A 26,487-nucleotide genomic window follows, 5' to 3' on the forward strand; every position below is an offset into this window, starting at 1 on the left:
CGGCCCCGTTCGCCGATCGGTAACCTCCATGCGGCAGGCTAGGGCCATGGCTGATGGCACTTGGTACGACGCCGACATCGACCACGTGATCATCTCGGAGCAACAGATCCGGGACAAGATCGACGAGCTCGCTAAGCAGGTCTCGGTGGACCACACCGACGCCGACGGTGGCATCCTGCTGGTCTGTGTGCTGAAGGGTGCGGTCATGTTCATGGCCGATTTCGCCCGCTCGCTGGCCAAGCACGGTCCGTCGACCGAGATGGAGTTCATGGCCGTCTCGTCGTACGGGCAGGGCACCACCTCCTCGGGTGTGGTGCGCATCCTCAAGGACCTGGACCGCGACATCGCCGGCCGGCACGTGCTCGTGGTCGAGGACATCGTGGATTCCGGTCTGACCCTCTCCTGGCTGATGAAGTACCTGGAGTCGCGGCAGCCGGCCAGCGTCGAGGTGGTGGCCCTGTTCCGCAAGCCGGACGCGGTCAAGGTGCAGGTCCCGGTGCGTTACGTGGGCTTCGACATCCCGAACGAGTTCGTGGTCGGCTACGGCCTGGACTTCGCCGAGCGGTATCGGGAGCTGCCCTACGTCGGCGTTCTCAAGCCCGAGGTGTACGCCCGTAGCTGAACCGCTTTCTCAGCGTGTTCTCAGTAATGGTTCATTATGGGCGTTTTTGCACGTATACCGCCCTGATTTCACGAGCCGTACACGTAGTTCGCCCTGCGGGCTCACGGGTTCGCAAACGGCACCTACGGTGTACCGTCGAGTGACCGATGGCGTGGTGTCACGAGCGCTGGAGGAGCTAGGGACCGGCAGCCGCCGGTCCTTGGCAGCCGCCGGTGAGCGGCTGTCGTTGAGGTGACCAGGACGCCGATCAGGAGGGTCCGGGCGCTTGGCGCCCGACAACAGTATGGAACGTACGCGTTTCTTCCGCCGCCCGGTGGTCTGGATCATTCTGGTGATCATCGGCGTAGTGGCGTTGAGCTCTGTTTTCACCAGTGGTCCGAGCTACCAGCGGGTGGACACTTCGGTCGCTCTCGACCGTCTGAACCAGCCGGGCATCAAGAAGGTCGTCCAGAAGGACAAAGAGCAGACGCTCGAGATCGATCTTGAGAAGTCCGAGGAGTTCGCGGGCAAGCAGACCGACAAGATCGAGACTCAGTATCCGTATGAGCTGACCGACGAGATCTGGAACCAGGTCCTCCAGGCGAAGGCGCAGAACCGGATCTCCGGCAACGTCAACGCCACGGTCTCCGGCGACAACATCCTGCTGAGCATTCTGATCAACCTGCTGCCGATCGCGATCCTCGTGGTCCTGCTGCTGCTGTTCATGTCGCAGATGCAGGGCGGCGGCTCGCGGGTGCTCAACTTCGGCAAGTCCAAGGCGAAGATGATCACCAAGGACACGCCGAAGACGACGTTCGCCGACGTGGCGGGCTCGGACGAGGCGGTCGAGGAGCTCCAGGAGATCAAGGACTTCCTGCAGAACCCGACGAAGTACCAGGCACTCGGCGCGAAGATCCCGAAGGGCGTGCTGCTCTTCGGCTCCCCGGGTACCGGTAAGACGCTGCTCGCCCGCGCCGTCGCCGGCGAGGCCGGAGTGCCGTTCTACTCGATCTCCGGCTCGGACTTCGTCGAGATGTTCGTCGGTGTCGGCGCCAGCCGGGTCCGCGACCTGTTCGAGCAGGCCAAGTCGAACGCCCCGGCGATCGTCTTCGTCGACGAGATCGACGCCGTCGGCCGGCACCGCGGCGCCGGCATGGGCGGCGGTCACGACGAGCGCGAGCAGACGCTCAACCAGCTGCTCGTCGAGATGGACGGCTTCGACACCAAGGGCGGCGTGATCCTGATCGCGGCCACCAACCGGCCCGACATCCTGGACCCGGCCCTGCTGCGTCCCGGCCGGTTCGACAGGCAGATCCCGGTCGACAACCCGGACATGGAGGGCCGCAAGGCGATCCTGCGGGTGCACGCCAAGGGCAAGCCGTTCACGCCCGACGTCGACCTCGACTCGGTGGCCCGCCGCACCCCCGGCTTCTCCGGCGCCGACCTGGCCAACGTGATCAACGAGGCCGCGCTGCTGACCGCCCGGCACGAGAAGCGGGCGATCTCCAACGAGTACCTCGAGGAGGCGATCGACCGGGTCATCGCCGGCCCCGAGCGCCGCACCCGGGCGATGAGCGACAAGGAAAAGAAGATCACCGCGTACCACGAGGGTGGACACGCGCTGGTCGCCTACGCTCTGCCGCACTCCGCCCCGGTGCACAAGGTGACGATCCTGCCGCGTGGCCGCTCGCTCGGTCACACGCTGGTCCTGCCGACCGAGGACAAGTACACCCAGACCCGCGCCGAGATGATCGACACCCTGGCGTACGCGCTGGGTGGCCGGGCCGCCGAGGAACTCGTCTTCCACGAGCCCACCACCGGCGCCGGCAACGACATCGAGAAGGCCACCAACCTGGCCAAGGCGATGGTCACCCAGTACGGCATGAGCTCCAAGCTGGGCGCCGTGAAGTACGGCACCACCGGCGACGAGCCGTTCATGGGCCGCAGCATGGGGCACGAGAAGGCGTACTCGGACGCGGTCGCCGCCGACATCGACGGCGAGGTCCGGGCACTGATCGAACTGGCCCACGACGAGGCCTGGGAGATCCTGGTCGAGTACCGCGACGTCCTCGACAACATGGTCCTCGAGCTGATGGAGAAGGAGACCATCACGCAGGAGGACATGAACCGGATCTGTGCCCGGGTGGCGAAGCGCCCGCCGATGTCGCCGTTCAACGGCTTCGGCAAGCGCCTGCCCTCCGAGGCGCCCCCGGTGCTCACCCCCTCCGAGCGCGACAAGCTCAAGGCGCAGGCCGAGGCGGACGGGCAGATCGCGGTCGGCAACCACCCGAACGGCTCCGAGAGCAGCAACTGATCAACTTGCCCGACGAACTGGATTACCTCGCCGCCCGTCTGGTCGACGGCAAGCTCACCGGAACCCCGGTCGAGCAGGCCGTCGACCTCGGGCGGATCGAGAAAGCGGTCCGGGAGATCCTCATCGCCGTCGGTGAGGACCCGGACCGTGACGGTCTCCAGCGGACCCCGGCCCGGGTGGCCCGCGCCTACGCCGAACTCTTCGCCGGCCTGCGCGTCGACCCGGCCAGCGTGCTCACCACCACGTTCGAGGCCGACCACGAGGAACTCGTCCTGGTCCGCGACATCGAACTGCACAGCATGTGCGAGCACCACCTGCTGCCGTTCAAAGGCGTAGCGCACATCGGCTACATCCCCGGCACCGACGGGCGCATCACCGGCCTGTCCAAGCTGGCCCGCCTGGTCGAGGTCTTCGCCCGCCGGCCCCAGGTGCAGGAACGCCTCACCTCACAGATCGCCGACCTGCTGATGAAACAGCTCGGCGCGCGCGGCGTCATCGTCGTCCTGGAGTGCGAGCACCTGTGCATGGAGATGCGGGGCATCCGCAAGGCCGGGGCACGCACCGTCACCTCCGCGGTTCGCGGCGGCTTCCAGACCGACGGCAAGGTCCGCGCCGAGGTCATGGCGTTGATAAACGCCCGCTGATCGTCTGCATGAGGACGGTACGCGTCGCGGGCCGCCCTGATGCACAGCGTCAGATCATGCTGCGGAACTGGTTGGCCGAGTCCACCGCCGCGTGGGTGAGCTGAACCGCCTCGTCCAACCGGGTCCGCGCCTGCTCCAGATGTGCGATCGCGGCCGCCGCCGCCGGATGGAACGACCCCACCGCGGCCAGCCGCAGCCGGGTCAGCGCCTCGTCCAGCTCCGCCGACACCGCCTGGGTGCCGGCCACCGCGCGCTGGGCCACATCCACCGACGCGGCCACACTCAGTTTGACCTCTTCGACGTTCGCCACCAGAACCCCCGTCAGTTGAAAAGCGCCTGCAGGCCGGTCCCCGCGCAGGTCAACAGGACCGGGGTCAGACACGCGACAACACCCAGCACCGGGGTACGGTCCACCTTCGCCCCGTCGCCGCCATAGACGAAACCGATCGTCGCCCAGCCCAGCCCGAACGCCAGCAGCGGCATGCTCAACCCGCACAGCAACATGTACGTCGAGGGTGAGCCGGGCGGCGCCACCAGGAACAACAACACCTGCACCAGCAGCACCACGGCGGCGAACGGCCCGTACACCACCAGGTTGCGCGTCCACGGCCGGCCGTCCCCGATCGGGCCCGGCCCGACGAACGCGGCGTCCGCGGCGTCCGCGGTGGCCCTGGCCTCCCGCAACGTCGCCAGCACCGCCGGCGGCCCACCGGCCACCCGCTCCATCGCGGCCGCCTGCTCCGACGGCTGCGGCGACAGATCGACCTCCGGCACCCGGAAGTCGCGGGCCAGCCGCGCCTTCTGCGGAGACAGCCGGGCCCGGACCGAGATCAGCTCCTGACGGGCGGCCGCCACCGTCGCCGCGTGCTCACCCGCCTCCATGCTCGCCGCCCGGCGGATCGCGTCCAGCTCCCGGGCCGCGGCCAGATAGTCCTCCCACGGGCTCGGCTCCGCACGCCCCGGCTGCACCGGGATCAACCCGTGCTGTTCCGCCTGATCGGTCACGGCTCGTCACCCTCCGCCGGGTCCACGAAGGGAACCACGGTCACCGTACGGTCGGCGTGCCGGTCGTGCAGCAGCGCCCGGTTCGCCCGCGGCTGCCAGTCCACCGGCCGGCCCAGCATCAGTGACACATCGGACTGCGGCACGTTCAGGAACATCAGGCCGGCCACATCCTCCCGGCCCATGCTGCCGCCGGTCTCCTCACCGAACCGGCGCATCCCCCGCCACCACGACAACAGATGCGCGTTACGGCTCGGGCCCTCGCGCAGCAGCTGCCGTAGCCCGCTCAGGCTGCCCGGAGGCGCCGCGTCCATGCCGAACACCACCCGATAGCCGGAGCGGTCCGGATCGAGCGCAGCGGCCAGCTCAGCGGCCCCGAGGACCTCCACGTCCTGCCGGTGCCCGATCTCAGCGGCCAGCGCGGCCGCCGGGGCGTCACCCTCGGCCACCAGCGACACGATCACGAACCGGGCCGTCCGCGGCGGATGACAGGCCGCCAGGCTGCGGGCCGCCGCGTCCAGCACCGCCGCGCCGGCGGTCTGCGACCCCAGGATCGCCAGATGCCGGCCCGGCGACGAATCCAGCGGGAACGCCGCCGTCGACAGTGCCACGTCGATCACCCGGCCCAGCATCGCCGCCGGGCGGGCCACCCGGCCGGCCAGCGCCGCACGGTAGGTCGGGTCGTCGGCCAGGTGCTGCTCGGCGTACCCGGCGAAGATCTTCGGGGGTTGCGACTCCGGATCGCGGGCACCCCACAACCGGTGCCGCAGATCGCTCAACAGCCGCTGATCGGCGTGCGGGTCGGGGAAACGCACCACCCGCTCGTGCCCCCGGGTCGCGCCGCGCGGGCCACCCAGGCCACCCGCCGTGTTCACCACCGCACTGCCCATCGGCAGGCCGGCCGCCGAATCGTTCGTCGGCTCCAGCACGTCACCGCCACCCGGCAGCGCGATCCGCACCGGGAACTGGCCGAAGATCGAATCGCGTTTGGCGTACAACGCCTCGACCCCGAGCACCGTCTGACTGGCCAGAACCAGATGGATGCCGTACGACCGGCCCTTGCGCGCCAGTGACTCCAGCAGCGCCACCGCCTCGGCCGCCATCGGGTCGTTCCCGGCCAGCAGCACCTGAAACTCGTCGATCACACACAGCACGCGAGGCAGCGGCCGGCCCCGGCCCTCCTCCGCGGCGATCGCCCGCAGATCCGCGAAACGCGACACCCCGGCCCTTTTGTACGCCAGCGAGCGCCGCCCCATCTCGGCGTCCAGCTCGCGCAGGACGGCCAGGCCGTACTCCCGATCGGACTCCACGCCGACCGCCCGCGCGTGCGGCAGCCACGTCCGGTCCCGCTGCGTCGGGACGAACTCGGCGAACGACACGCCCTCCTTGAAATCCAGCAGGTAGAGCGCAAGCTCGTCGGGGCTGTACCGGGCGCCGAGCGAGTAGAGCACGTTGATCAGGAACGCGGTCTTGCCGCCACCGGACCGGCCACCCACCATCCAGTGCGGGGTCAGATCGTTGAACCGCAGCACCAGCGGCACGTCACCGTGATGCCCGACCACCGTCTCCACCCCGGCCGCCGCGTCCTGCGACCACAACTCCTCAGCCGGCTCCGGCAGCAGATCGGCAAGCGTCACCCGGGACGCCTCCACCGAATCGGCGGCCAGATCACGGCAGACCGCGTCGATCAGGCGCGGCGGCGGATCCTCGTCCAGGAACACCGGCGCGTTCAGCCACGACGTCGCCGGACTCGACCCGAACGTGGCGCCCGGCGGATCACCGACGATCGCATACGGATTGCGGACCGACAGGGCCGTGGTCCGGGGCAGCGGCGCCTGCGTGGTCTCCGCGGTCAGCGGCGGTGGCGGCCAGCCCGCCACGATCAGATGCAGCCCGGAATCCGGGCCCTGCTGGGCCAGCGCCGCGATCCGCCGCAACTCCTCGCCCTCGGTCATCTCCGGCAGGCTCGCGATCACCACCAGCAGGCTGCGATCCCGCTGCGCCCGCCGCGTCACCTTCGCCGGGGAACCCGTGCGCGCCGGGCGCAACCACTTCTCCGCCTCCGACAACACGTCCCGCAGACCCTGCCGGTCGGTGGCCGGCGGAGCCATCAGACCCGCGTCCGACAACTCCTCGAACGGGGCGAACACCGCGCCCCCACCGAGCCCGTCCACCGCGCGGACCAGCAGCGAACCCGGCGGCGACGCCGCCAGCAGCCGCAACAGCAGCGAACGCAGCAACCCGAACACCCGCGGGTCGGTGGCCGCCGCGTCGACCGTCAGATGACCGGTGCCCAGTAACGGCACCACCGCCGGGAACCGCACGTCATCGGTCGGCTGCGCCAGCCCCACCCGGACGAACCGCGGAATCTCCGCCCCGCCCAGCGGCGCGACCGGGGACAACGCGTCAAGCGTCGCACCCAGCCAGCCCGGAACCAGCCGCTCCGCCGCCGCCCTCAACCGCTCGGCGAGACGATGCTGCTCACGCGGGTCGGCGCCGGCCGGGGCGAACGCCTCCAGCGCGACCGCGGCGGCATCCGCCGCGGCCACCGCCTGCCGGTGCAGAGCAGCGGCCTGCCGGACCCGCAGAGTCGAATCAGCCACTGCCGTCACCTCCTGTCCGCGCCTAAAACTTATCCCAGACCCGTCCGGTAGCCGCGTTGCGTCCCCGGTGCGACTTTCGTGCCGGACCCGGTCGCATCAGTCCAATCTCGACCCACCCCCGATCCGATTCCGGCCGTCGGCGAAACGGATCGTGCCCGATTGAACTCGGAGCGTGTAACAGCGGTATTCGATCGCACAGGAACCGTGCGAGAGGAGACCGGGATGGGCGTCACCCAGGAGACGGACATCGCCTCGGCCGGCGAAGGCGCCGACGGGCTCGTCCGGATCGAACTCGACAGCGCCGGACAGCTCTGGGACGTCGTCCTCCACCCCGACGTCACCCAACTCACCGTCGACGAACTCCGCACCGCCCTGTTCGACGCGATCACCCAAGCGCAGGCCGGCCTGCCCGGGCTCGACGAGACCATCGCCGACGCCACCAGCGTGGCCGACCGGCGGTTCGCGGAGATCTCCGAGGCGCTGCACGCCATATCCCGGAGGCGGCGATGAGCGTACGACTCAGCATCGACCCCGACTCGCTGGCCGGCTCCGGCCGCACCCTGGCCGCGGTGGCCCAGCGGATGGCCGACGACCTGGCCCTCCTCGAAACCACGGTGCACCGGCCCGCCCTCCCCGGCGACAGCCTGTTCGGCGTCGCCTACCAGGCGGTACTCGGGCACGCGCTCCAGACACTCGGAACGTACGTCCAGGAGATGGGCGAAGCGGCGATCACGCTCACCGAGACCGCCCGCGCCGTCGTCGCCAACGACACCCTGGACCCGTCATGACCATCGAACTGCCCGGCGCCCTCACCGAACCCCTCGAATGGATCGGCTTCACCTGGCCGGAAGCCGACGAGGACCAGCTGTACGCCGACGGCCAGGCCTGGATCGAACACGGCACCCGCCTCCGCCGGCACCTGGCCGAAGCCGACGCCGCCGCCCGCCGCGTCTGGCTGGAAAACGAAGGCGCCACCGTCGAGGCCTTCGAACAGTGGTGGACCGGCGCCGACGGCCCCGGCCGCCACCTCGACGACGCGGCCACCGCCGTCGAACTCATCGGCGCCGGCCTCATCGCGATGGCCGCGGTCACCGTCACCGTCAAAACCGCCTACATCGCCCAGCTCACGCTGTTGGCCTTCCAGGTCGGCCAGGCCGTCGCCACCTCGGTCGCCACCGCCGGCGCCACCCTCGGCGAAATCCCGATCTTCATCGCCGCCAGCCGGATCGCCTGCCGCCAGATCCTGCACCGCGCCCTGCAGTCGGTCGAGGGCGAGATCGCCCAGATGTTCACCCAGGCCGCCGGGTTGCTCCGCACCGCCGGCACCAGGGCGGCCGCCCAGCAGGCCGGCCAGCTGGCCCGCCACTTCGGCCAGAACTCCGAATTCCACCGCCTGATGCGAGAAGTCGAAAAAGCCGACGTCCGAAGCCCCACCAACGGAGCCAACTTCTACTCCGGTAAGGACGCCACCGGCACGCCCATGCGTGTCTACGCCGAGAAACACACCGACGGCCTCACCCGGGTGACCCTGGAACAGACACCCGGCGGCTCCCGCTTCGACGACCTGCTCCTCTTCGAGGACGGCTCACCGATCCGCCGCGGCCAGGCGGTGGACATCTGGGCGCGGCTCTCCGAACGGTACGCCGAGGGCGCACAGGGAGCGGTGACGGCGTGGTCGCACAATCCGCGTACCGACGGGATCTGGAACACGGTGGAGAAGCCGGCCTTGGAGCGCAACCCATCAGTGACGAAGATAGATGTGATCGACCCCGAGGCGTGATATCGGATGGAGAGCGGGATGGGCGTTCACGAGCTGGGCAGCCAGTCGGCGCGGACCGACACCGGAGTGGTGGTGCGGAGCGTCGACCGGGAAACCCTGCGCACTGAATATCGTGGGCGCAGCATGCCCCTCCCCGTCGATCAAGGGCTCGGAAGCCTCGGTGTCTACCTGCCGCGGACACCACTCTGGGACGACGGGCAGCCAGTCGCCGCGGAGGATCTCGTGGTGGTGCGTGAGGCGGTCACCGAGGTGCTGCGGCATTGGGGATTCGACACCGAGTTCCTCGAGCTGGGCCGGTGAGCGGATGGGATTACTGTCGTACACATGCGACCCAGTGAGCCCGCTGCCGGGAACGAGGGCGATCCCGTGACGCCGGTCGGAGCGCCTCCGCAGAAGCGGCGCGGACGCCTGCAAAACCGCCGTGTCCGCCTTGTCCTGGCCTTGGCCGGGGGCATGATGGCCTTGTTCTGCCTGGGAGGCGTGGGCTTGTTCGTGGCCCTCTACGACGAGGCCACCAAGATCGAGCGCGTCGAGCCGGACGCTGTGGTTGACAATTTTCTTGCCGCCTATTTGGTCGAGCGGGACGATTCGAAGGCCGCTCTGTACTCCTGCGAGAGTGGCGCGGACCTGATCGAGATCGCGGCGTACCGGACCGACATCGTCGAGCGTGAAGCCAAGTACTCGATCGATATTCGGGTCTCTTGGGAAGGATTAGTAGTCGCCACCGCAGGTGACCAGGGCACAGTCCAGGTTGATCTGACCCGCGCGATTATCGGCAGCGAACAGCTCACCGATAGCTGGACGATCCGAATCGCGGATCAGGACGGATGGCGCGTCTGCGGTGCTACAAGGATTTAGGACTACTCGACCCAGACGAGGTGTGCTGATACCTCGAGGGTGCGGGGCAGTTTGCCGGACCAGCCCCACCGGTACCAGTCGAGTTCCTGCGCGACCCGCACGGTCACGGTGCCGTCTTCGCTGACATGGGACTCGGTGACGGCGCGCAGATCGCGCTGTTCCTCGCCGTCGTCCAGGATCTGGGTGACCCGGCGTCCGGTCAGCGAATCGGCGTCCACCGCCGACACCGGTGGCCGCCGGGGCGGTTCGTCGAGCGATACCAGTCGATTCACTTTGGCGCCGGGATTGCTGGTACCGGCGAAACCAAGCTCCTCGACCCAGACGCGCTCCACCGGAACGAGCGCGGCGAACACCTCTGTCCGTTCGGCCTCGGCTCGGTACCACTCGGCCTCCGGCATCACCGGGACGTACGTCCGGCTGCCCTGCACCACTTTCTCATCGGCCCGGAGATCGCCACGCCAGCCATAGCCGGGCAGGCCGACCAGAACCCGACGGCCACGCAGATCACCGGCCATCATCGCGGGCGTCGGCACAATCGGGCGGGGTGACTCCAGTGCGCTCTCCCGGCCGCCGCTGAACGGGTCCGGCATCATCCCTCGTTGCCCAACGGTGCACCCTGCTGTTGCATGAACCGCACCGGGTCGACCGCGCCGGCGCTGGACCGGTCGTTGTTCATGTGCACCTCGAAGTGCAGGTGCGGGCCGGAGGAGTTGCCGCTGCTGCCGACTCGGCCGAGGACTTCACCTGCGGTGACCTGCTGGTTCTCTCGCACGAAGGGCCGTTGCACCAGGTGACAGTAACGCGTCATCACATCGCCCGCATGGATGATCTCCACCATCCACCCACAGCCGCCCTTACCGGGGTAGCCGTCCACATTGCAGGTCTTGCGTCCGCGGAAGTCCTCGTCGCACTTGACCAGCGAGACCACCCCGCTGGCCACCGCGAGGATCGGCCGGTACTTCTCCACACTCAGATCCACACCCTGGTGGGTGGGCCGGTGCGGGGTCCGGAACCCGGATCCGACCGGTGCCTTCAACGGGATCGTCCAGCCGGACGCCGCGACCTGCCCGGCAGCCGCGCACTCCAGGTTCACCGAGTCGCCGACCGCCTGAGCGGCACCGTCCGCCAGGCTGTTCACGATCTCGGTGGCCAGCGGCTCGTGCTTGGCATAGGCGTCCGGATAGGCGCTGATCTGCACCGACTGTGCGGCCCGGGTCAGCGGCATCTTCTCCCAGCCGTCGATCGTCTTGAGCTTCTGGTAGAACTTCTTGGCCGCGTACACCGGGTCCCGTACCTGCCGCGGGGTGCCCCAGCCGGTGCTCGGTCGCTGCTGGAACAGTCCCAGTGAGTCATGGTCGTTGCGCGAACCGAGGTGCCCCAGGTTGCTCAGCCGTGACTCCTGCATCGCGGTGGCCACCGCGATCACCCAGGCACGAGGTGGGAGTTTCAACTCCGCGCCGACGTCGATGATGATCGCCGCGTTGCGGATCTGCTCCGCACCATAGGGGCGGATCCGCGGCAGTTTGGAGTCCGGGTCCACGATGCCGCCCTTCCCGCAACCGTAAGAGGCGTTGAGGAGCTGGTTGTCATCGCTGCTGTTGAGGCCGCTGAGCAGCAACGCTGTGACGGATCCGCCACAGCACAGCACCGTGAGCGTGACGACGAGAGCGACCAGCAGGACGACTTTGCGAGGGCGTCGTAACGTCACGCCGGCTCCCAGTCGATGCCGTCGACCAGCCAGGCGCCGTCCGGCGATACGAGCCGGAGACCGAGCTTGCCGGTGTCCATCGTGACGGTTGCGTTGACCATGGTCTCGGTGACCGCGATCAGGCTGGGCCTCCCGATCACCCGGTCGGCGGGGACCCCGGCCGGATCCACGTCGCGCAGTTGATCAGCGAGATTCTTGGTGGAGTTCGGTTGTAGGCGGTTGAGCCACTTGTTCGCGGTGACGTCCTGATGCGCTACCCAGGCCGACGCGAACGCGTAGGCCACCGCCTCCGGCTGTGCCCGGCCCGGGCTGGTCCTCGGCGTGGGCGGTGGCTCGGGGGAGACCACGCTGTCGTCGTCCAGGGGGTCGATGCTGATCGCCGGTGCCGGGCTGTGGTTTCCGAACGAGGAGGACTGCTGACCATCGGAGAAGAGCCGTCCGACGCCTACGACCGCCAGGATGATGGCGGCGAGAACGATGGCGACACCCCAACGGGACCGGAAGATCCCGTTGAGGCCGCGTTCGATCAGTCGGGGCATCCGTCACCTCGCCTCGGAACGCACCCGTGGACTGGCCGCCGGCTCCTCGGTGGTCGCCCGGGTCTCCGGGCGGTAGATCGCATACGAGGAGGGCCGCTCCGAGACGTCGGGCTCGGTCCAGTCCGCAGTGGTTGATGACCGTCGCAGACCACGCCGTGCCGGAGTCTTCTTCGACGGTGCAGCAGCGGCCGGCTCGTCCTCGGCCCGGACGGTCGTCTCCCGGCCGTCGGGTCTGGTCGGTGCGCCCGTGGTCACAACATCGGTGCGTTCGCCCCGCGATCCCGGAGCGTGCGCGGGGTCCTCCAGACGTGCCTCCGGCCGGAGGTTGCGCTGCTCGAAGGGGCCCTTGCCGATGGCGTCTCGGCCGTTGCGGCCGTCTCTTCCATCGCTACCCTCAGCCGCGTCGATCTTGGCAGCTTCGCGAGCGTCCCGGAAGAACCGGCGCTGCCACGAGCCGCCGGTAGCGATGTCCCTGGCCCCGTCTTTGCCGCCGAGTTGGGTGATCCGGCGATAAGGCCGCAGAAGCAGCCAGCCTGCAACGCCACATAGTCCGACTAGGACCACCTGGAGCCAACCTGGCAGGCCTGACGTGTTCATGATCAGATCCACGGCGAACAGGTAGATCGCGGCGCCGGTACCGAAGATGGCGATATTGAAGACTGCGGCGACTACGGCGTTACCGAGGCGTCGAATGCCGCCACTCGCCGGCCGCAGCAAGCCGACGGTTCCTAGGAGCGGCGCAGCGATGACGGCCCAGCGGAAGATCAGGAAGCCGAGAAGTACCAGGATCGAGGCAGTGATATCGAACAGCGCGTACATGAATGCGGCCAGCATGGCGATGAAGCCGGCCCCGATGCGGTCTATTCCGTTGACACCCTGGAGGTACTGATATGCCTCCGGGTCCTCGATTTTGATCTGTGCGGCGACCTTGTGCCACTGGTTGTTCTTTCGCTGAATCTCGGCGTCGCGAGTATTCGGGTTGGCGCGGAACTTTTCCGCCTCGCTCCAGGACAGGGCGCGGGCATTGTAGAGCGCCAAACCGTACTTCTGAGCGGTTACGCTGTCCGCCGAGCCGAGAATGCCGCGGATCCAGTTACGGTATAGGATGGTTTCGGTACCCGTGTCACTGGCTCGAACAGCTGGCGAACGTTGGTCTTTACAAGCTTCCGGATCGCCGAGTCTGCATTCGGTCGGCACATCGTTTCGCGGACGTGGTCCTACTGTGTCATGAACCGCGCTGAGTCCGGTCACCAGTGTCTGATCAGCGATACTCGCCGACTTCACCGGCCATGCGACGATTGCGGTAACAGCGACCATCACCAGAAGGGCCCATCCGACCGTGGTGGTGGCGGCGCCCATCTCAGCTTGCCGGGAACGCCAGATCAAATAGATTCCGATAACGGCGAGAGTGATGGTTCCGAAGACGGTGAAGACCTTCTCGTAAATTGCCTTCGTGGTCTGCTCCACGAGGGGGTCGGCCCAGCTCCACATCGACTGCGGATCCCAAGCCCTTTCGCGGAGAGCATTCGAGGCTCCGATGATTGCGGAAGCAATCATGAACTCGCCGTTGGCAATGGTGGTCTCGACCTTGAAGTCGGGATCCACCAGGGTGGACGCACAACCACTGTCCAAATCGTATGTGGTGTAGCTGTACCCTGCGTATCCGTATGTGCTGTAAAAGCCCTGCGGCCCGTTTCGTGCTGATGTCGGCGGGCGCTCGGCGAACCAGCCGGCGAATCCGGAGTCCGGTGCGTTCGGAGACGGTGCCTTCAGGCAGTTCGCGACGGAGTCGGCTACATCAGGCAGGGCTTTGACGCATCCGAGCATGTCCTTCTGCCACTCCTCGACGGAGCAGAGTTGGCCGGGGGGTGGGGCCGCGGAGGCTGGGGTCGGTGTTGCGACGGCCCAGGCTATCGATGCGACGACCAGGACGAACAACGTTGTGAGAAACGCCAACCCCCGCCGCACCATGTCACACCTCCAGGTCGGACGGCAGTGGCACTACCTGCGGCGGCGCCACGCCCGGTGTCGTATCCAGGTGTTCGAGCAGACCGTCGACGTACGACACGTCGACGCGCACTTTCTGGACCCGTCCGTCCACGTCCCGCATCACGAACTCGCGGAAGCCGAGTCGGTGCTGGGACGCCGAGTCGACCTGGGACAGGGATGCCAGGGTCGCCTCGTAGCCGTCGTGAACGGGCACTCGGAGCAGGCGCAGCGCCTCGGAGGCGATCTCCTGGTCCTCGGCGATCCGGCCGACGAAGACGGTGGAGACCAGGTTCTGGACGTCCAGGCCGAGGATGTCGCGCGGGTTCTGGGAGGCGACCAGCGCCGCCAGGTTCCACTTGCGGGAGTCGCGGGCGAGGCGGACCAGGAAGGAGCGGCCGGACCGCCAGCCTTCCATGAAGTGGGCTTCGTCCAGGCCGACCATTTTGCGGGACGACATCGAGCCGCCGTAGCAGCGGCGGACGGCGAGCCGGTGGGCGGTGTGCAGCATCGGCAGGGCGAGGGATTCCTCAGCCGACCAGTACTCCCGTTCGATCTTCAGGTCGGGTAGCCGCAGACCGGCCATGGTGATCACGGTGAGGGCGGAGTCGGCGCCGAGCAGGTGCGCGGGTGGGTGGCCGAAGAAGAGCATCGCGAGTGGCATCTCGGCGGTGTCGAGAAGCAGGTTGGCGAGTTCCTGGCCGTCGGCGTCGAGGCCCTGCAGGGTACGGACCACGTCGTCGAGTGTCGACGTCTCCTCGGCGGGCACCTGCCGGACGGCGTGCCGGAGCAGGGTGGCGGTGGACGCCTCCTTGGCGACCTGGGGTGGCACCAGCATGGAGCAGATGTCCTGCACGAGCATGCGGCGTTCGGCCCGGGCGTTGGAGACGGCGATCTCGTACTCCCGGTCGCCGGCCGGCCCGGTGGTGAACTCGGAGCGCACCGGGGTCGGGATCAGCGAGTACGGCGCCAGCGTGCCCTGTTCGGAACCGGTCAGGTTGAGCACCCGCGAGTACGGCCGCAGCTCGGGCATCTGGCACAGCCGGGCGAGCGGCCCGGACGGGTCGAGCAGGGTCACCTGCACACCGCGGCGGGCGTTGAGGTAGCCGAGCGCGCCCATCAGGGTCGACTTGCCACCGCCGGGTTCGGCCACGAACACGCCGAGGCCGGAGCGTTCCCGGACTTCCATCGGGAAGTGCAGGTCGAGGAAGACCGGGCGACGGCAGGTTCCCGCGGTACGCCCGATCAGGTCGCCACGCCGGTCACCGACGGTGGAGGCGGCCTGTGGCAGGGCGGCGGCGAGCAGTTTGACGGGCATCCGGCGGACGTACCCGGTGTTGGCGATCGGCTCGCCGGGGATGAATTCGCGGGCCAGCTGGTCCTGGTTCTTCGGGTGCTGGAGGGAGATCCGCAGTTCGCGGGAGTAGAGCTGGATGAGCCGCCGGGCCCGTTCCAGGCACTCTTCCCGGGTGGCGCCGCCGACCGCGATCCGGTGCCAGCCGTGGGCCCGCGCCGAGTCGGTGGGCAGGCCGGTGGTCATCTCGTCGCCGATCACCAGCGCGCGTTTGGCGAGCCGTTCGAGTTCGGGCGGGGCGTCGATGCCGTGCTCGGCGTAGTCGAGCTGCTGTGACCGGATCATCCGGAGCCGGTGTTCGAGGTTTTTGAACGAGCCGGTGGCGCCGAGGATGTCGATCCGGGAGGAGAGTTCCATCGGCCATGGGAGCCGTTCGTGGAAGTGCATCCACGGCTCGTGTTTCTCCGGGATCTCCAGTGGTTCCATCCGGCCGACGGAGAGCACCGCGACGTGCCGTTCCTCGCCGGTCATCCGGTTGACCAGTTTGACGGTCGAGCCGTACGGCGTCCGGTACCGTTCGACCGCCTCGGTGAGCGCGAGTAGGTCGCCGGTCTCCCAGTGCCCGTTGGAGACCGGGGAGAGCAGTCCGGGTGGGGCCATGCCGAGCGCCACCGACCGGTAGAGCAGCCATTCCAGCTCTTGCGGGGTGACCCGCCGGCCGCGCATGCCGAACGCGTTGAGCACCTCGTCGAACTGTTCGACGGTCCGGCCCAGTTTGCGCCGTTCGCTGTCGGAGGTGCCTTTGCCGAACGTACGCATGATCCGCTCGGAGAGGGTGTCGCCGAGCGAGCGCCGGGCGAAGGTGACGCCCAGGAATGTCTGTCCTTCGGCGTGGTTGACCGAGAGCAGGTGCCGTTGGGCCGAGACCAGGTGGTCGGACCAGGAGGTGGCGCCCTGCACGTCGGGCAGTGGCCGGGCGGTGAACGAGTCGACGGTGCGGGCCCACTCGTCGGCCGGGAACGGGCGGGTGGTCCGGCGCAGGTGCAGCCGGAAACCGGCGAGGCCCGCGTACTGCTCGGAGATGGCGCTGAGCAGCGCCTCCCGCTCGGCGTCCGGGCGGAAGGCCCAGCGCACCTCGGGCAGGTGGTACCAGGCCGTGACGGTGCTCTGGGTGAAGGTCAGGTGCCCGGCGATCTCGCTGATCGCCAGTTCGACGCTCGGGTCCCGGTCGTTGAATTTGAGCTTCTGCGGCCGGAGGGGCTTCGGCTCCTTCTTCGGCTTCCGTTCGGCGGGCGCCTTCTCCCGGCGACGAGCGGGGGCCTTTTCCGGTACGGGTACCGGCAGCGCTGTGGCAGCCGGTGCCGGTGCCGGTGCGGGCGCGGGTGCGGCGGCCAGCGGCGTGGGCCGGTCGTCCCAGAGCGGGGCCGACGTGGTCCGTCCGGCCTGCGGCGGCCAGTCCTCGAAGTCGGTCCAGTCGTCGTCCGGAGGCGGCGCGGGCGGCCCGTCCAGTGGCAGGGCGTGCCCGTTCTCCCGGAAGAAGTCCGGCTCGGGCCCGGCCGGCGCGCGCGAGAGATCAGCGGCGGGGGCCGCCGGCGAGAAGTCGGCGGGTGGCGCGGAGACCGGCCGGCTGACGGCGGGAGGTGGGTAGGCCGACGGTGGCGCGGAGACCGGCTGGGCGGTGACGGGAGGTGAATAGGCGGCCGGAGGAGGCGACACCGGCGCGGCCGAGACCGGACGTGGCGGGTCGGGCGGCATGACGACCGGACGCCGGGTCTCGGTGGGTGCCGGGACGACCGGGCGCAATGGATCGACGGGCGGCGGCGCGACCGGAGGTGTGGAGACCGCGGTGCGGGGCACATCCGGGAAAGGATCACTCGTCCGGGTGGTGCGGGGCGGCCGGGCCGGCGGCGCTCCACCGAACAGATCCAGGAACGGCGAGTCGATGTCCAGGTCGGCGTCCATGCCGGAGGGACGCGGCCGCACCGGCTGTGGCGCCTGGAAAACGCCCACTCCACCGTGGCCGGGCGCGGTGACGAGCTCGTCGGCGTCGTCGAGCGAACCGGGCGATGAGTAGTTGTCCGAACGCACACCGTTACTCTGCCTGTCCCGGGACGAGGCGTCCGCCCGGGGATGCCCGTGCGGATGGGGTCCGGTCATGCGTGGACCTCGAGCGCGCGGACGACCTGGAACCTGGTCATACCAACTCCTCCCGAACCCGGATGCGAGTGGCGACAAGTCTCGGATCGCGTTGCTCCACGGCCGGCTCGCGGGTGCGGCGCCAGTCGGTGAGCGCGGTGCGGATGACGACACGGGCCGGACGGTCCGGGTCGACATGGCGGAACACGTACGACGTGGTGACCATGGCCAGGGAGATCTCCCAGGCCGGGAACGGGTCGAAGTCGAGCGTGAGCGCGTAGTGGATCAGCATGAAGAGCGGCACCAGGACCACGAACATCCCGTACTGCGCATAGGGCAGGTGGACGGGCAGGGTGTAGCCGGGCGGGCCGAGGTAGACCAGGCGCGCCCGGTAGATGTCGTCGTCGGTCCGGAGCCGCATCTCAGTTGAAGATCAGGTCGATGATCGACTCGCCGACGAAGAAGAGCGTGGCCGCACCGGCGATGAACGCCAGGCCCACGATCGCGATCGCCGAGCTGGTGAGGACCTTGGAGATCTCGCCGCGGCTGGCGCGGCCGATGAAGATCACGCCGAGGACCGCCAGCAGGATCGGAGCGATGTTGCTCGCGAAGAAGGTGACGATTCCTTCGGTGTTGATGCTGCCTGATGGCTCGGCCGCCAGGATGAAGAGCTCGGTGGCGATCATCGGTAAACCTCCCCGTGTCCGGTATGGGGGGTACGGACACGCTGCAGTTGTGAAGCCGTACGGCAACGCCCATATGGTGCTACCTCTGACTCACCGCGTCGAGTGAGTCGTTCGGGCACTGCCATGCTCGTCTCTGCTCTCTTCGGTCACTTCATGATGCCCAGATCCGAAGAGTACGGCCCGTACTTGCGAGCAACAAGCTTCCGTTTCGTTACCCAAGGTGAAGGAGTGCGTGAATCTGAGTCACGTGGCATCGTACGCGTGTTCGAATCACTGCTGCCCCGTACCCTTCACGTGTGTCCACTTCGCCGACAGAGTCGCAGCTCACAGGGGCTGAACTGCTTCGCCGAGATCACCCGGTAGTGATGGGTGTCCTCAACGTCACGCCGGACTCCTTCTCTGACGGTGGGAGATACACCGACCTCGACGCCGCGGTTCAACATGGCATCGCACTTTTTCGGGAAGGCGCGCACGTCATCGATGTGGGTGGCGAGTCGACACGGCCCGGCGCGGGGCGGGTGGACGCGCGAACCGAGATCGACAGGGTCGTTCCGGTGATCGAGCGCTTGTTCGCCCAGGGCGTACCGGTCAGCATCGACACCACCCGTGCGGCTGTCGCCGAAGCCGCCCTCGGTGCCGGCGCCGTGGTGATCAACGACGTCTCCGGCGGCCTCGCCGACCCGGACATGGCCTCGGTCGCCGCGGCCGCCGGCTGCCCCTGGATCCTGATGCACTGGCGTGGGCACTCCCGCGACATGCAGAAGCTCGCGGTCTACCACGATGTGGTCGCCGAGGTCCGGGACGAACTGCGGGCCCGCGCCGACGAGGCGATCGCCGCCGGTGTCGATCCGTCGATGATCGTGCTCGATCCCGGGCTCGGCTTCGCCAAACTGCCCGAACACAACTGGGCGCTCAGCGCCGGCCTGGGCGCGCTGATCGATCTGGGGTTCCCGGTGCTCTTCGCGGCCAGCCGCAAGACCTACCTGGGCCGGTTGCTGGCCGGTCCGGACGGCACGCCGCGCCCGGTGGACGGCCGGGAGGCGGCCACCCTCGCCACCTCTCTACTGGCGGTCGCCGCCGGCGCCTGGGGCGTCCGGGTCCACGAGGTGCGGGCGACGGCCGACGCGCTCGCGGTCTGGCGGGCCACCGGGTCACCCCGATTGCGCGGTACGCCCGGAGGGCCGGACAAGAGCAGTGCGGCCGGTACGTCCGGAGGGCCGGACAAGAGCAGTGCGGCCGGTACGTCCGGAGGGCCGGACAAGAGCAGTGCGGCCGGTACGTCCGGAGAGCCGGACAAGAGAAGTGCGGCCGGTACGTCCGGAGAGCCGGACAAGAGCAGCGACGGGGAGAACCGATGACCGGACGGATCACGCTGAGCGGACTGCGGGCCCGGGGCAACCACGGTGTCTACGACTTCGAACGCGAGCAGGGCCAGGACTTCATCGTCGACGTGACCCTCGATCTCGACCTGGGCCCGGCCGCCGCCAGTGACGACGTCACCGACACCGTCCACTACGGCGAGCTGGCCACCGCCCTGGTCGGGGTGCTCACCGGCGAACCGGTAAACCTCCTGGAACGGCTCGCCGACCGGCTGCTCGACGTCTGCCTGGCCGATCCCCGGGTGACCGCCGCCGAGGTGACCGTGCACAAGCCGCAGGCCCCGATCCCGCACGAGTTCGCCGACGTCGCGGTCACCCTGCGCCGGAGCGCGGGGGAGAAGAGGTGAGCCGGGCGGTCCTGTCGATCGGCGGCAACCTGGGCGACCGGCCGGCGAACCTGCGGGCCGCGGTCGCCGGACTCGGCCCTGGTGTGATCCGCGTCTCCGGGCTCTACGAGACGCCGCCGTGGGGAGACAGCGCTCAACCCCCGTACCTCAATGCCGTGGTCGTGATCGACGATCCCACCGCGACCGCGCGGGACTGGCTGACCCGCGCCCATGCCCGGGAGACCGCCGCGGGCCGCGTCCGGGACCCGGACCGCCGCTTCGGGCCGCGGACCCTCGACGTGGACGTGATCGCCGTCTGGGCGGACGGACGGCCGGTGATCGACGACGATCCCGAGTTGACCCTGCCGCATCCGCGCGCGCATCTGCGGGCCTTCGTCCTGGTGCCGTGGCACGCCATCGAACCGGACGCCGAACTGCCCGGCCACGGCCCGATCGCGGCCCTGCTGGACACGCCCGAGGTGGCCGCCGACGTCGCCGGGGTGAGCCTCCGGCCGGACCTCTCGATAGAGTCGACGGGGTGAGCGCCAACCCGGACGGCCGGCCCGATCCCTCGCTGCGACCGACCAGTGCGTCGACGCTGGTGGTGGCCGCGCTGGCGGCTGCCGCCACCGCCTGGCTGCTGATCTCCACGAGTGACCTCTTCTACCGGATCTCGCCGCTGCCGTGGACCGGTGCCGGCGTGCTGGCGGTGCTCGCGATCGCCGAGGCCTACCTCGCGCAGAACACCAGCGCCCGGATCCAGCGCCGGCCCGGCTCCCCGCCGGTGCAGCCGCTGGCCGTCGCCCGGTACGCCGCTTTGGCCAAGGCGTCCTCTCTGGTCGGTGCGCTCTCCGCCGGCTTCTCCAGCGGACTGCTGGTCTGGCTGGTGCTGGAGCCGACCGACGAGGCCGCCTCCGGAGTGCCGGTCGCGGCCACCACTCTGGTCACCGCGGTCGCCTTGATCGTGGCCGCGCTGTGGCTGGAGCGCGCCTGCCGGGTGCCGGACCGGCCGGACCACGAGGACGACGACTCGGACCGCCCGACCGGCCGCCGCTGAGACTCTCATCTGTCGACGTTTGTCGAAGAGTTCTAGGCTCTGAACTGAGGACCTCTCGAATCCGTATGCTTTGCGGCGGGCAGGCCACAGCGAAGTAGCGTGCGCCTTCAACCGCTCGTGGAGGCGTTAGGAGGCGCGGACCATGGCGTACGACGACACCACCTTCCGCCGGTCCGGAAGCGACCCGACCGACACCGACCCGGCCGCCTACCGGCGTCGTGTGCAGTACGACGACACCACCGCCAGCACCCTCGACCAGTCCCTGCGCGCCCCGGTCGGCCCGGCCCCCGAGGACGACGGGCGGGACCGGCTCGGCATCCATCTCGGCTGGGAGGTCATGCTCCTGGTCGCCGCCGGGGTGATCGGCTTCCTGCTGTGGCGTGAGGACTCCGCCGCCCTGCAACGCCCGGCCCTGGACACCCTGCTCGTCACCGGCGCCGCGATCGGCGCGCTGACCATCGCCGCCGGCCTCACCCTGCGGGCCGGCGTGCCCAATCTGGCGATCGGCCCGATCGCGCTGGCCTCGGCCCTGCAGTACGCGGAGAACGGCGACGACGGCGTACTCCAGGCTCTCGTCCCGGCCCTGATCATCGCCGCGGCCGGCGGCCTGGCCCTGGCCCTGCTGGTGGTGGTGCTGCACGTGCCCGGCTGGACCGCCTCGCTGGCCGCCGCCCTCGGTGTCATCGTCTTCGTGCAGCTGCGCACCGGCCCGGTCGACGTGCAGGGCGACTGGGACCCGACCGCCCAGGCGTTCGTGCTGTTCGGCGCGTTCGCGCTGCTGGCCGTGCTGGGTGCGGCGATCGGCGCGATCGGCCCGGTGCGCCGGTTCGTCGGCCGGATGCGGCCGGTCGCCGACCCGGCCCGCCGCCGGGGCGCCGCGGCCGCGGTCCCGGCGGTGTTCGCCCTGGTCATCTCGGCGCTGCTGGCGACCGGCGCCGGGGTGCTGATCGCGGCCCAGTCGGCCGGCCCGATCCAGCCGGCCACCGGCCTGGAGTGGACCGGCGTCGGCTTCGGCCTGGCGCTGCTGGCCGGCACCAGCGCCTACGGGCGGCGCGGCGGCATCTTCGGCACACTGTTCGCGGTCACCGCGCTGACCCTCTTCCTGCGGTACGAGGAGCTCCGCGACCTCGACATCGCTCTGTTCGCCATCGCGGCGAGCCTCCTCACCGCCGGTCTGGTGGTGACCCGGTTCGTCGAGTCGTACGGTGCGCCGTACCTCCCCGGCTCCGGTGAGGAGTGGAACGCCGCACCGTCCGGCGGCCCCGCCTGGTCGCCGACCCTGCCAGAGACGTGGAGCACCCCGGCCACCCCGGCGCCGCGCAGCGACCGCTGGGACGACGGCCCGTGGGGTACGAATCGTTGATCTATGCTTTTGATATGACTACGCCCAGCTTCGCCGAACTGGACGCCCTTTCCACCGACGCACTGCGCGAGCAGGCCTTCGCCAAGGCCCGGGAGAAGCGTGACGTGGCGTTCTTCTGGTCGGTGTTCAAGCACCTGCCGGACGCCGCCGACGCCGCCTCACTGGACGGCGCGCCGCACTCGATCGGCCCGACCGTGGACGAGGCGGTCGCCCTGTGGCGCGAGTTCGAGGGCCATGATCTGGGCGAGCAGGAGCCGCTGCTGCGGGCCGCGTTCATCGACTATCTGAGCAGGTAGCCGCCGGGGTAGCGAGGATCATCGTTTGAGAGCCGTACCCGGCTGGGAATTCGCTGGGTATGGCTCTCGGTAACCGTTACAAATCCGCACCCGGTGCGGGCACGCTTGCCGCACTGATACTCGTCCTGGTCTTCGGCAGCCCCTGGTACGCCGAATGGTCCCAAGAGAACACCAACCCGGGCACCGCGGGCGGATGGTGGCTGCGGCTGCTGTCCTGGCCGCGCTGGAGTTTCGACACCAGCGACTCGATCCGGGACGTCATCGTCGGCGACCTCAAGGCGATCCTGGTGGTCGTGCTGACCGCACTCTTCCTCTATCTGCTGCCCGGCTCACAGCTGGCCCGGGCCCGCGGCACGATCAGCCAGTTCCTGGCCGGCTGGGCCGCGTACGTCTTCGCCGGCGCGTTCGCCGCCCTGCTCGCCACGCTCTTCTTCGACAACCCGTCCCTGCTCGGCGCGTTCAACGCGGCCGGTTCCGGCGCCCAGTACGGCTTCTTCGTCGGCTGGATCATCGGCCTGGCCTCGCTGGGCGGCTATCGCGGCACCCGCTGAGCGGCGTCATCGCTGAGCGGCGTCCCTGCTGAGCGGCGTCATCGCTGAGCGGCGTCCCTGCTGAGCGACGCCACCGATCGGAGCGCCGGTTCAAGCTGAACGCCGCCACCGATCTGAGTGCCGCGACCGATCTGAGTGCCGCCTCCGGGCCGCACGCCCGATGAGACGAAGGCCGGTCCGCTGCCCCGGACCGGCCTTCCCGGTCAGGTTTCGCGGACCGCGAAACCGCTTTACCTGGTATGAACGTGCCGTACCACGATCGACGGTTTTGCCGGAGACGCACTCTCGGTAACATCTGCGCCCATGCCGGAACGGGACTCCCAAGCGGGACACAGCGCTCTCCTGCTGCGCGGCCTCGTCTGGGCGGGCGTCGTGCTCGCTCCGATCGCGGCCGCCGTGGCGCTGATCGGTTCCACCGCGTTCGCCGTGGTGCTGGTCGCCGTGAGCGTGGTGCTGATCGGGGCGTCGATGCTGATCCGCGCCGATCCGGTGCTGCTCCGGATGGACGTGGAGGACCGCGTCGCCGAAGAGGTCGAGACGCTGCGCCGTGAGCTGCGCGCCGAGTTCGCGGCCGCCACGCCGGCCGCCGAGCCGGACGCGTCCCGGCCGCCGCTGCCGGTGCGCAATCCGGGCCGGGCCCAGGTCGGCGCGCCCCCGCCGCAGGTGTACGGCGGTGATCCGGCCTTCGCCGAGCAGCCGGACTTCCCGTCCCAGGCGATCCCGCAGCCGGACTTCCCGTCGCAGGCCATCCCGCAGCCGGAGTACCCGCAGCAGCCCAACACCAAGTTCGTCACCCAGCCGGCCCCGCCCGCGCCGGCGGTCTACGGCGGCGGCCAGCCTGATGCCCAGGGGTACGGCGAAGGTTATGACGGCCAGAGCTTCGACGGGCAGGGCTACGACGGCCAGGGCTACGACAACGGCCAGGGCTACGAGGACGCGGTGCCGGGATACGGCTACGTCGACTCCGGTTACGGCTACCAGGACGAGAACAACGGCTACCAGGGCCAGGGCGCCGGTTACCCGGATCAGGCCAGCGGCTACCCGGATCAGGCCAATGGGTACCAGGACCAGGGCAACGGCTACCCGGATCAGAACGGCGGATACCAGGAGCACGGCGACGGATACCAGGACCAGACCGGCGGCGGGTACGACGACCAGGGCGACGGATACGGCGACGGTTTCCAGCCGGACGCTCAGCCCGCCGGTCCCGGTGGCGGCCGTGCCTCGGTGCCCGCGGGCGGAGGACGCGCCTCGGTCCCCGGAATGGCCCACCCGGTCTCCCCGGCCCGCACGGCGAGTGCCGGCGCGGCCCAGGTGAACGGCCCGGGACTGCCGACCGGTCCGGGAATGACGACCGGCCCGGCTTCCGGAACGGCCACTCCCGGTCGTGCGAGCGCCCCGATCCCGGCGGCCGCCGGTTCGGCCGGGGTGGCCCGTGCCTCCGCCGGCACGATGATGCCACCCGGCCCGGTGCCGCGTCCCCGAGCCGCCGCGTCGGTCCCGGGCTCGGTGCCCCCGAGCGGTCCCGGCGGTCCCGGCCCGAACGGTCCCGGCGGAAACGGTCCGGGTCCGAACGGCCCCGGTGTCCGCCCCGGCTCCGGCGGCGCGTCCTCGGGCAACAGGCACGGAGGCCCCAGCGGCCCCGGTCCACACGGTCCCGGTCCCGGCGGCCGCTCCGGCGGCCCCGGCCCCGGTTCTGGCGGCCCCGGTATCGGTAGCGCTGGCACTGGTACCCACGGTCCGAGCGGTCGGTCCGGCAACCACGGTGGCCCCGGCCCGAACGGCCGTCCCGGCGCGAACGGCATGGCACCCGGTCCGAACGGGATGATCGCGCCTCCCGGTGCCCGCGCCGCTGTCCGGCCCGGCCCGCAGTACGGCCGCCCGGATGCCCCGGACGGCGACTTCGGCGCTGTCGACGGCTATGCCGGAGCGAACGAGCCCGTCGACGGCTACGCGGCAGCGAACGAGCCGGCCAACGGCTATGCCGGCAACGACTACGGGGCGAACGAGTACGGCTCGTCCGATTACCCGTCGACCGACTATGCCGCGAACGACTACGAGTCGAAGGACTACGACCAGGGCGACTACGACCAGGGCGACTACGACCAGGGCGACTACGACCAGGGCGACTACGACCAGAAGCGCCCGAGCGAGAGCACCGCCCAGTACAAGGCCCGCCGGCACCGTCCGTCCGCGAACGACACCAACGTCGGCTCGCTGGCCGACTTCGCGAACATGCCGGGCTACGACAGCAGCCAGAACAACTGGTAGGACGCTACTTGTCGATGTCTCCGACGACGAAGAACATCGACCCGAGGATGGCGATCAGATCCGGCACCAGGCAGCCCGGGATGAGGGTGGCCAGGGCCTGCACGTTGGCGTACGACGCGGTCCGCAGTTTGAGTCGCCACGGTGTCTTCTCGCCGCGGGAGACCAGGTAGTACCCGTTGACACCGAGCGGGTTCTCGGTCCAGGCGTAGGTGTGCCCCTCCGGCGCCTTGACCACCTTGGGCAGTCGCACGTTGACCGGCCCGCCGACGCGTTCCACCCGGTCCAGGCACTGGTCGATCAGGTCGAGGGAGACGGTGACCTGTTCCAGCAGGACGGCGAACCGGGCATGGCAGTCGCCGGTGGTCCGGGTCACCACGGGCAGGTCGAGCTGGTCGTAGAACAGGTAGGGCTCGTCCCGGCGTACGTCGAAATCCAGACCGCTCGCCCGGGCCACCGGTCCGGAGGCGCCGTAGGCGGCGGCGTCCTCGGCGCTCAGCACGCCCACCCCGACCGTGCGGGCCATGAAGATGTCGTTGCGGTGGATGATCGCGTCCAGGTCGGGCATCCGCCGCCGGACCGCCGCGACCGCCTGCCGGGCCCGTTTCGTCCACCCGGCCGGGATCTCCTCCTTGAGCCCGCCGACCCGGTTGAACATGTAGTGGATCCGGCCGCCGGAGACCTCCTCCATCACCGCCTGGAGGGTTTCGCGCTCCCGGAACGCGTAGAACATCGGGGTGATCGCGCCGATCTCCAGCGGGTACGAGCCGAGGAACATCAGGTGGTTGAGCACCCGGTTCAGTTCGGCCAGGGCCATCCGCAGCCAGGTGGCGCGCTCCGGCACCTCGATGCCCATCAGCCGTTCGACGGCGAGGACCACGCCGAGTTCGTTGGAGAACGCGGACAGCCAGTCGTGCCGGTTGGCCAGCATGATGATCTGCCGGTAGTCGCGGACCTCGAACAGTTTCTCGGCGCCCCGGTGCATGTAGCCGACGATGGGCTCGCACTCGACGACGCGTTCGCCGTCCAGCTTGAGTTTGAGCCGGAGCACCCCGTGGGTGGACGGGTGCTGCGGCCCGATGTTGAGCACCATGTC

Annotated in this window: 26 protein-coding genes and 1 pseudogene; 16 read left to right on the forward strand and 11 right to left on the reverse strand. The window is 69.5% G+C overall.

Features of this window, described 5'->3' with window-relative positions; translation table 11 throughout:
* The first annotated feature begins 46 nt into the window (after nucleotides 1-46).
* The 3 genes from hpt (at nucleotide 47) to folE (ending at nucleotide 3,559) form a co-directional block, all read left to right on the forward strand.
* Nucleotides 47-622, forward strand: coding sequence for a hypoxanthine phosphoribosyltransferase (gene hpt, locus ACQ0O7_RS08670; protein WP_430781288.1), 576 nt, complete (start codon nucleotides 47-49; stop codon nucleotides 620-622).
* Nucleotides 623-905: 283 nt separating this feature from the next.
* Nucleotides 906-2,915: an ATP-dependent zinc metalloprotease FtsH gene (gene ftsH, locus ACQ0O7_RS08675; RefSeq protein ID WP_430781289.1), complete on the forward strand. Its 2,010-nt coding sequence runs from the start codon at nucleotides 906-908 to the stop codon at nucleotides 2,913-2,915.
* A gap of 5 nt (nucleotides 2,916-2,920) precedes the next feature.
* Nucleotides 2,921-3,559, forward strand: a complete 639-nt coding sequence (gene folE, locus ACQ0O7_RS08680; RefSeq protein WP_430781290.1) for a GTP cyclohydrolase I FolE — start codon at nucleotides 2,921-2,923, stop codon at nucleotides 3,557-3,559.
* A 49-nt stretch (nucleotides 3,560-3,608) separates the two neighbouring features.
* Here the strand turns inward: folE and ACQ0O7_RS08685 are convergent, their stop codons facing one another.
* The 3 genes from ACQ0O7_RS08685 to ACQ0O7_RS08695 are packed head-to-tail and all read right to left on the reverse strand — an operon-like array spanning nucleotide 3,609 to nucleotide 7,173.
* Nucleotides 3,609-3,869: a hypothetical protein gene (locus ACQ0O7_RS08685; protein WP_430781291.1), complete on the reverse strand. Its 261-nt coding sequence runs from the start codon at nucleotides 3,867-3,869 to the stop codon at nucleotides 3,609-3,611.
* A gap of 11 nt (nucleotides 3,870-3,880) precedes the next feature.
* On the reverse strand, nucleotides 3,881-4,564 hold the full coding sequence (locus ACQ0O7_RS08690; RefSeq protein ID WP_430781292.1) for a hypothetical protein: 684 nt from the start codon (nucleotides 4,562-4,564) through the stop codon (nucleotides 3,881-3,883).
* Nucleotides 4,561-7,173: an FtsK/SpoIIIE domain-containing protein gene (locus tag ACQ0O7_RS08695; RefSeq protein ID WP_430781293.1), complete on the reverse strand. Its 2,613-nt coding sequence runs from the start codon at nucleotides 7,171-7,173 to the stop codon at nucleotides 4,561-4,563. The genes ACQ0O7_RS08690 and ACQ0O7_RS08695 overlap by 4 nt, the downstream gene beginning before the upstream one ends.
* Nucleotides 7,174-7,386: 213 nt before the next feature.
* On the opposite strand from ACQ0O7_RS08695, the gene ACQ0O7_RS08700 reads away from it, so the two are divergent.
* Genes ACQ0O7_RS08700 through ACQ0O7_RS08720 form a run of 5 tightly spaced genes read left to right on the forward strand, consistent with a single transcriptional unit; the run spans nucleotide 7,387 to nucleotide 9,802 of the window.
* Nucleotides 7,387-7,674, forward strand: coding sequence for a hypothetical protein (locus tag ACQ0O7_RS08700; protein ID WP_430781294.1), 288 nt, complete (start codon nucleotides 7,387-7,389; stop codon nucleotides 7,672-7,674).
* Entirely contained in the window at nucleotides 7,671-7,952 is a 282-nt protein-coding gene (locus ACQ0O7_RS08705; RefSeq protein ID WP_430781295.1) for a hypothetical protein, read from the forward strand. Before ACQ0O7_RS08700 ends, ACQ0O7_RS08705 begins: the two co-directional genes overlap by 4 nt.
* Nucleotides 7,949-8,944 carry a hypothetical protein gene (locus tag ACQ0O7_RS08710; protein WP_430781296.1) on the forward strand — a complete coding sequence of 332 codons (996 nt, stop codon included), beginning with the start codon at nucleotides 7,949-7,951 and terminating at the stop codon, nucleotides 8,942-8,944. The genes ACQ0O7_RS08705 and ACQ0O7_RS08710 overlap by 4 nt, the downstream gene beginning before the upstream one ends.
* Before the next feature lie 18 nt (nucleotides 8,945-8,962).
* The gene (locus tag ACQ0O7_RS08715) at nucleotides 8,963-9,244 is read left to right on the forward strand and encodes a hypothetical protein (protein ID WP_430781297.1); all 282 of its coding nucleotides are present in this window, start codon (nucleotides 8,963-8,965) and stop codon (nucleotides 9,242-9,244) included.
* 24 nt (nucleotides 9,245-9,268) lie between these two features.
* A complete protein-coding gene (locus ACQ0O7_RS08720) occupies nucleotides 9,269-9,802 on the forward strand; it encodes a hypothetical protein (RefSeq protein WP_430781299.1) in 534 nt (177 codons plus the stop codon).
* Nucleotides 9,803-9,804: 2 nt separating this feature from the next.
* Here the strand turns inward: ACQ0O7_RS08720 and ACQ0O7_RS08725 are convergent, their stop codons facing one another.
* Genes ACQ0O7_RS08725 through ACQ0O7_RS08755 form a run of 7 tightly spaced genes read right to left on the reverse strand, consistent with a single transcriptional unit; the run spans nucleotide 9,805 to nucleotide 18,151 of the window.
* Nucleotides 9,805-10,392 (reverse strand): hypothetical protein, encoded by a 588-nt coding sequence (locus ACQ0O7_RS08725; RefSeq protein ID WP_430781300.1) that lies wholly within the window; start codon nucleotides 10,390-10,392, stop codon nucleotides 9,805-9,807.
* Nucleotides 10,392-11,510, reverse strand: coding sequence for a M23 family metallopeptidase (locus tag ACQ0O7_RS08730; RefSeq protein WP_430781301.1), 1,119 nt, complete (start codon nucleotides 11,508-11,510; stop codon nucleotides 10,392-10,394). Before ACQ0O7_RS08730 ends, ACQ0O7_RS08725 begins: the two co-directional genes overlap by 1 nt.
* Entirely contained in the window at nucleotides 11,507-12,049 is a 543-nt protein-coding gene (locus ACQ0O7_RS08735) for a hypothetical protein (protein WP_430781302.1), read from the reverse strand. The genes ACQ0O7_RS08730 and ACQ0O7_RS08735 overlap by 4 nt, the downstream gene beginning before the upstream one ends.
* 3 nt (nucleotides 12,050-12,052) lie before the next feature.
* The gene (locus ACQ0O7_RS08740) at nucleotides 12,053-14,020 is read right to left on the reverse strand and encodes an MFS transporter (RefSeq protein ID WP_430781303.1); all 1,968 of its coding nucleotides are present in this window, start codon (nucleotides 14,018-14,020) and stop codon (nucleotides 12,053-12,055) included.
* A 1-nt stretch (nucleotide 14,021) separates the two neighbouring features.
* On the reverse strand, nucleotides 14,022-17,486 hold the full coding sequence (locus ACQ0O7_RS08745) for an ATP-binding protein (protein ID WP_430781304.1): 3,465 nt from the start codon (nucleotides 17,484-17,486) through the stop codon (nucleotides 14,022-14,024).
* Between the two features lie 37 nt (nucleotides 17,487-17,523).
* On the reverse strand, nucleotides 17,524-17,886 hold the full coding sequence (locus tag ACQ0O7_RS08750) for a hypothetical protein (protein WP_430781305.1): 363 nt from the start codon (nucleotides 17,884-17,886) through the stop codon (nucleotides 17,524-17,526).
* A 1-nt stretch (nucleotide 17,887) separates the two neighbouring features.
* Nucleotides 17,888-18,151: a hypothetical protein gene (locus ACQ0O7_RS08755; RefSeq protein WP_430781306.1), complete on the reverse strand. Its 264-nt coding sequence runs from the start codon at nucleotides 18,149-18,151 to the stop codon at nucleotides 17,888-17,890.
* A gap of 365 nt (nucleotides 18,152-18,516) precedes the next feature.
* Here ACQ0O7_RS08755 and folP point away from each other — a divergent pair.
* The 8 genes and pseudogenes from folP to ACQ0O7_RS08795 form a co-directional block, all read left to right on the forward strand.
* A pseudogene (gene folP, locus ACQ0O7_RS08760) lies at nucleotides 18,517-19,329 on the forward strand (dihydropteroate synthase); the annotation flags it as partial.
* Nucleotides 19,330-19,505: 176 nt separating this feature from the next.
* Entirely contained in the window at nucleotides 19,506-19,877 is a 372-nt protein-coding gene (gene folB, locus ACQ0O7_RS08765; protein ID WP_430781308.1) for a dihydroneopterin aldolase, read from the forward strand.
* Nucleotides 19,874-20,398 (forward strand): 2-amino-4-hydroxy-6-hydroxymethyldihydropteridine diphosphokinase, encoded by a 525-nt coding sequence (folK, locus tag ACQ0O7_RS08770; RefSeq protein WP_430781309.1) that lies wholly within the window; start codon nucleotides 19,874-19,876, stop codon nucleotides 20,396-20,398. Before folB ends, folK begins: the two co-directional genes overlap by 4 nt.
* On the forward strand, nucleotides 20,395-20,913 hold the full coding sequence (locus ACQ0O7_RS08775; protein WP_430781310.1) for a DUF3180 domain-containing protein: 519 nt from the start codon (nucleotides 20,395-20,397) through the stop codon (nucleotides 20,911-20,913). Before folK ends, ACQ0O7_RS08775 begins: the two co-directional genes overlap by 4 nt.
* A gap of 142 nt (nucleotides 20,914-21,055) precedes the next feature.
* Nucleotides 21,056-22,276 (forward strand): ABC transporter permease, encoded by a 1,221-nt coding sequence (locus ACQ0O7_RS08780; protein WP_430781312.1) that lies wholly within the window; start codon nucleotides 21,056-21,058, stop codon nucleotides 22,274-22,276.
* Nucleotides 22,277-22,290: 14 nt separating this feature from the next.
* Complete coding sequence (locus ACQ0O7_RS08785) at nucleotides 22,291-22,572, forward strand: hypothetical protein (RefSeq protein WP_430781313.1); 282 nt, start codon at nucleotides 22,291-22,293, stop codon at nucleotides 22,570-22,572.
* A gap of 59 nt (nucleotides 22,573-22,631) precedes the next feature.
* The gene (locus ACQ0O7_RS08790; RefSeq protein ID WP_430781314.1) at nucleotides 22,632-23,123 is read left to right on the forward strand and encodes a hypothetical protein; all 492 of its coding nucleotides are present in this window, start codon (nucleotides 22,632-22,634) and stop codon (nucleotides 23,121-23,123) included.
* Between the two features lie 303 nt (nucleotides 23,124-23,426).
* A complete protein-coding gene (locus ACQ0O7_RS08795; protein ID WP_430781315.1) occupies nucleotides 23,427-25,394 on the forward strand; it encodes a hypothetical protein in 1,968 nt (655 codons plus the stop codon).
* A gap of 4 nt (nucleotides 25,395-25,398) precedes the next feature.
* Here ACQ0O7_RS08795 and ACQ0O7_RS08800 read toward each other — a convergent pair whose 3' ends face one another.
* The gene (locus ACQ0O7_RS08800) at nucleotides 25,399-26,484 is read right to left on the reverse strand and encodes an NADH-quinone oxidoreductase subunit D (protein ID WP_430781384.1); all 1,086 of its coding nucleotides are present in this window, start codon (nucleotides 26,482-26,484) and stop codon (nucleotides 25,399-25,401) included.
* Nucleotides 26,485-26,487 lie beyond the last annotated feature (3 nt).

This window comes from Actinoplanes sp. G11-F43 (assembly GCF_050589265.1).
Lineage (GTDB): Bacteria > Actinomycetota > Actinomycetes > Mycobacteriales > Micromonosporaceae > Actinoplanes.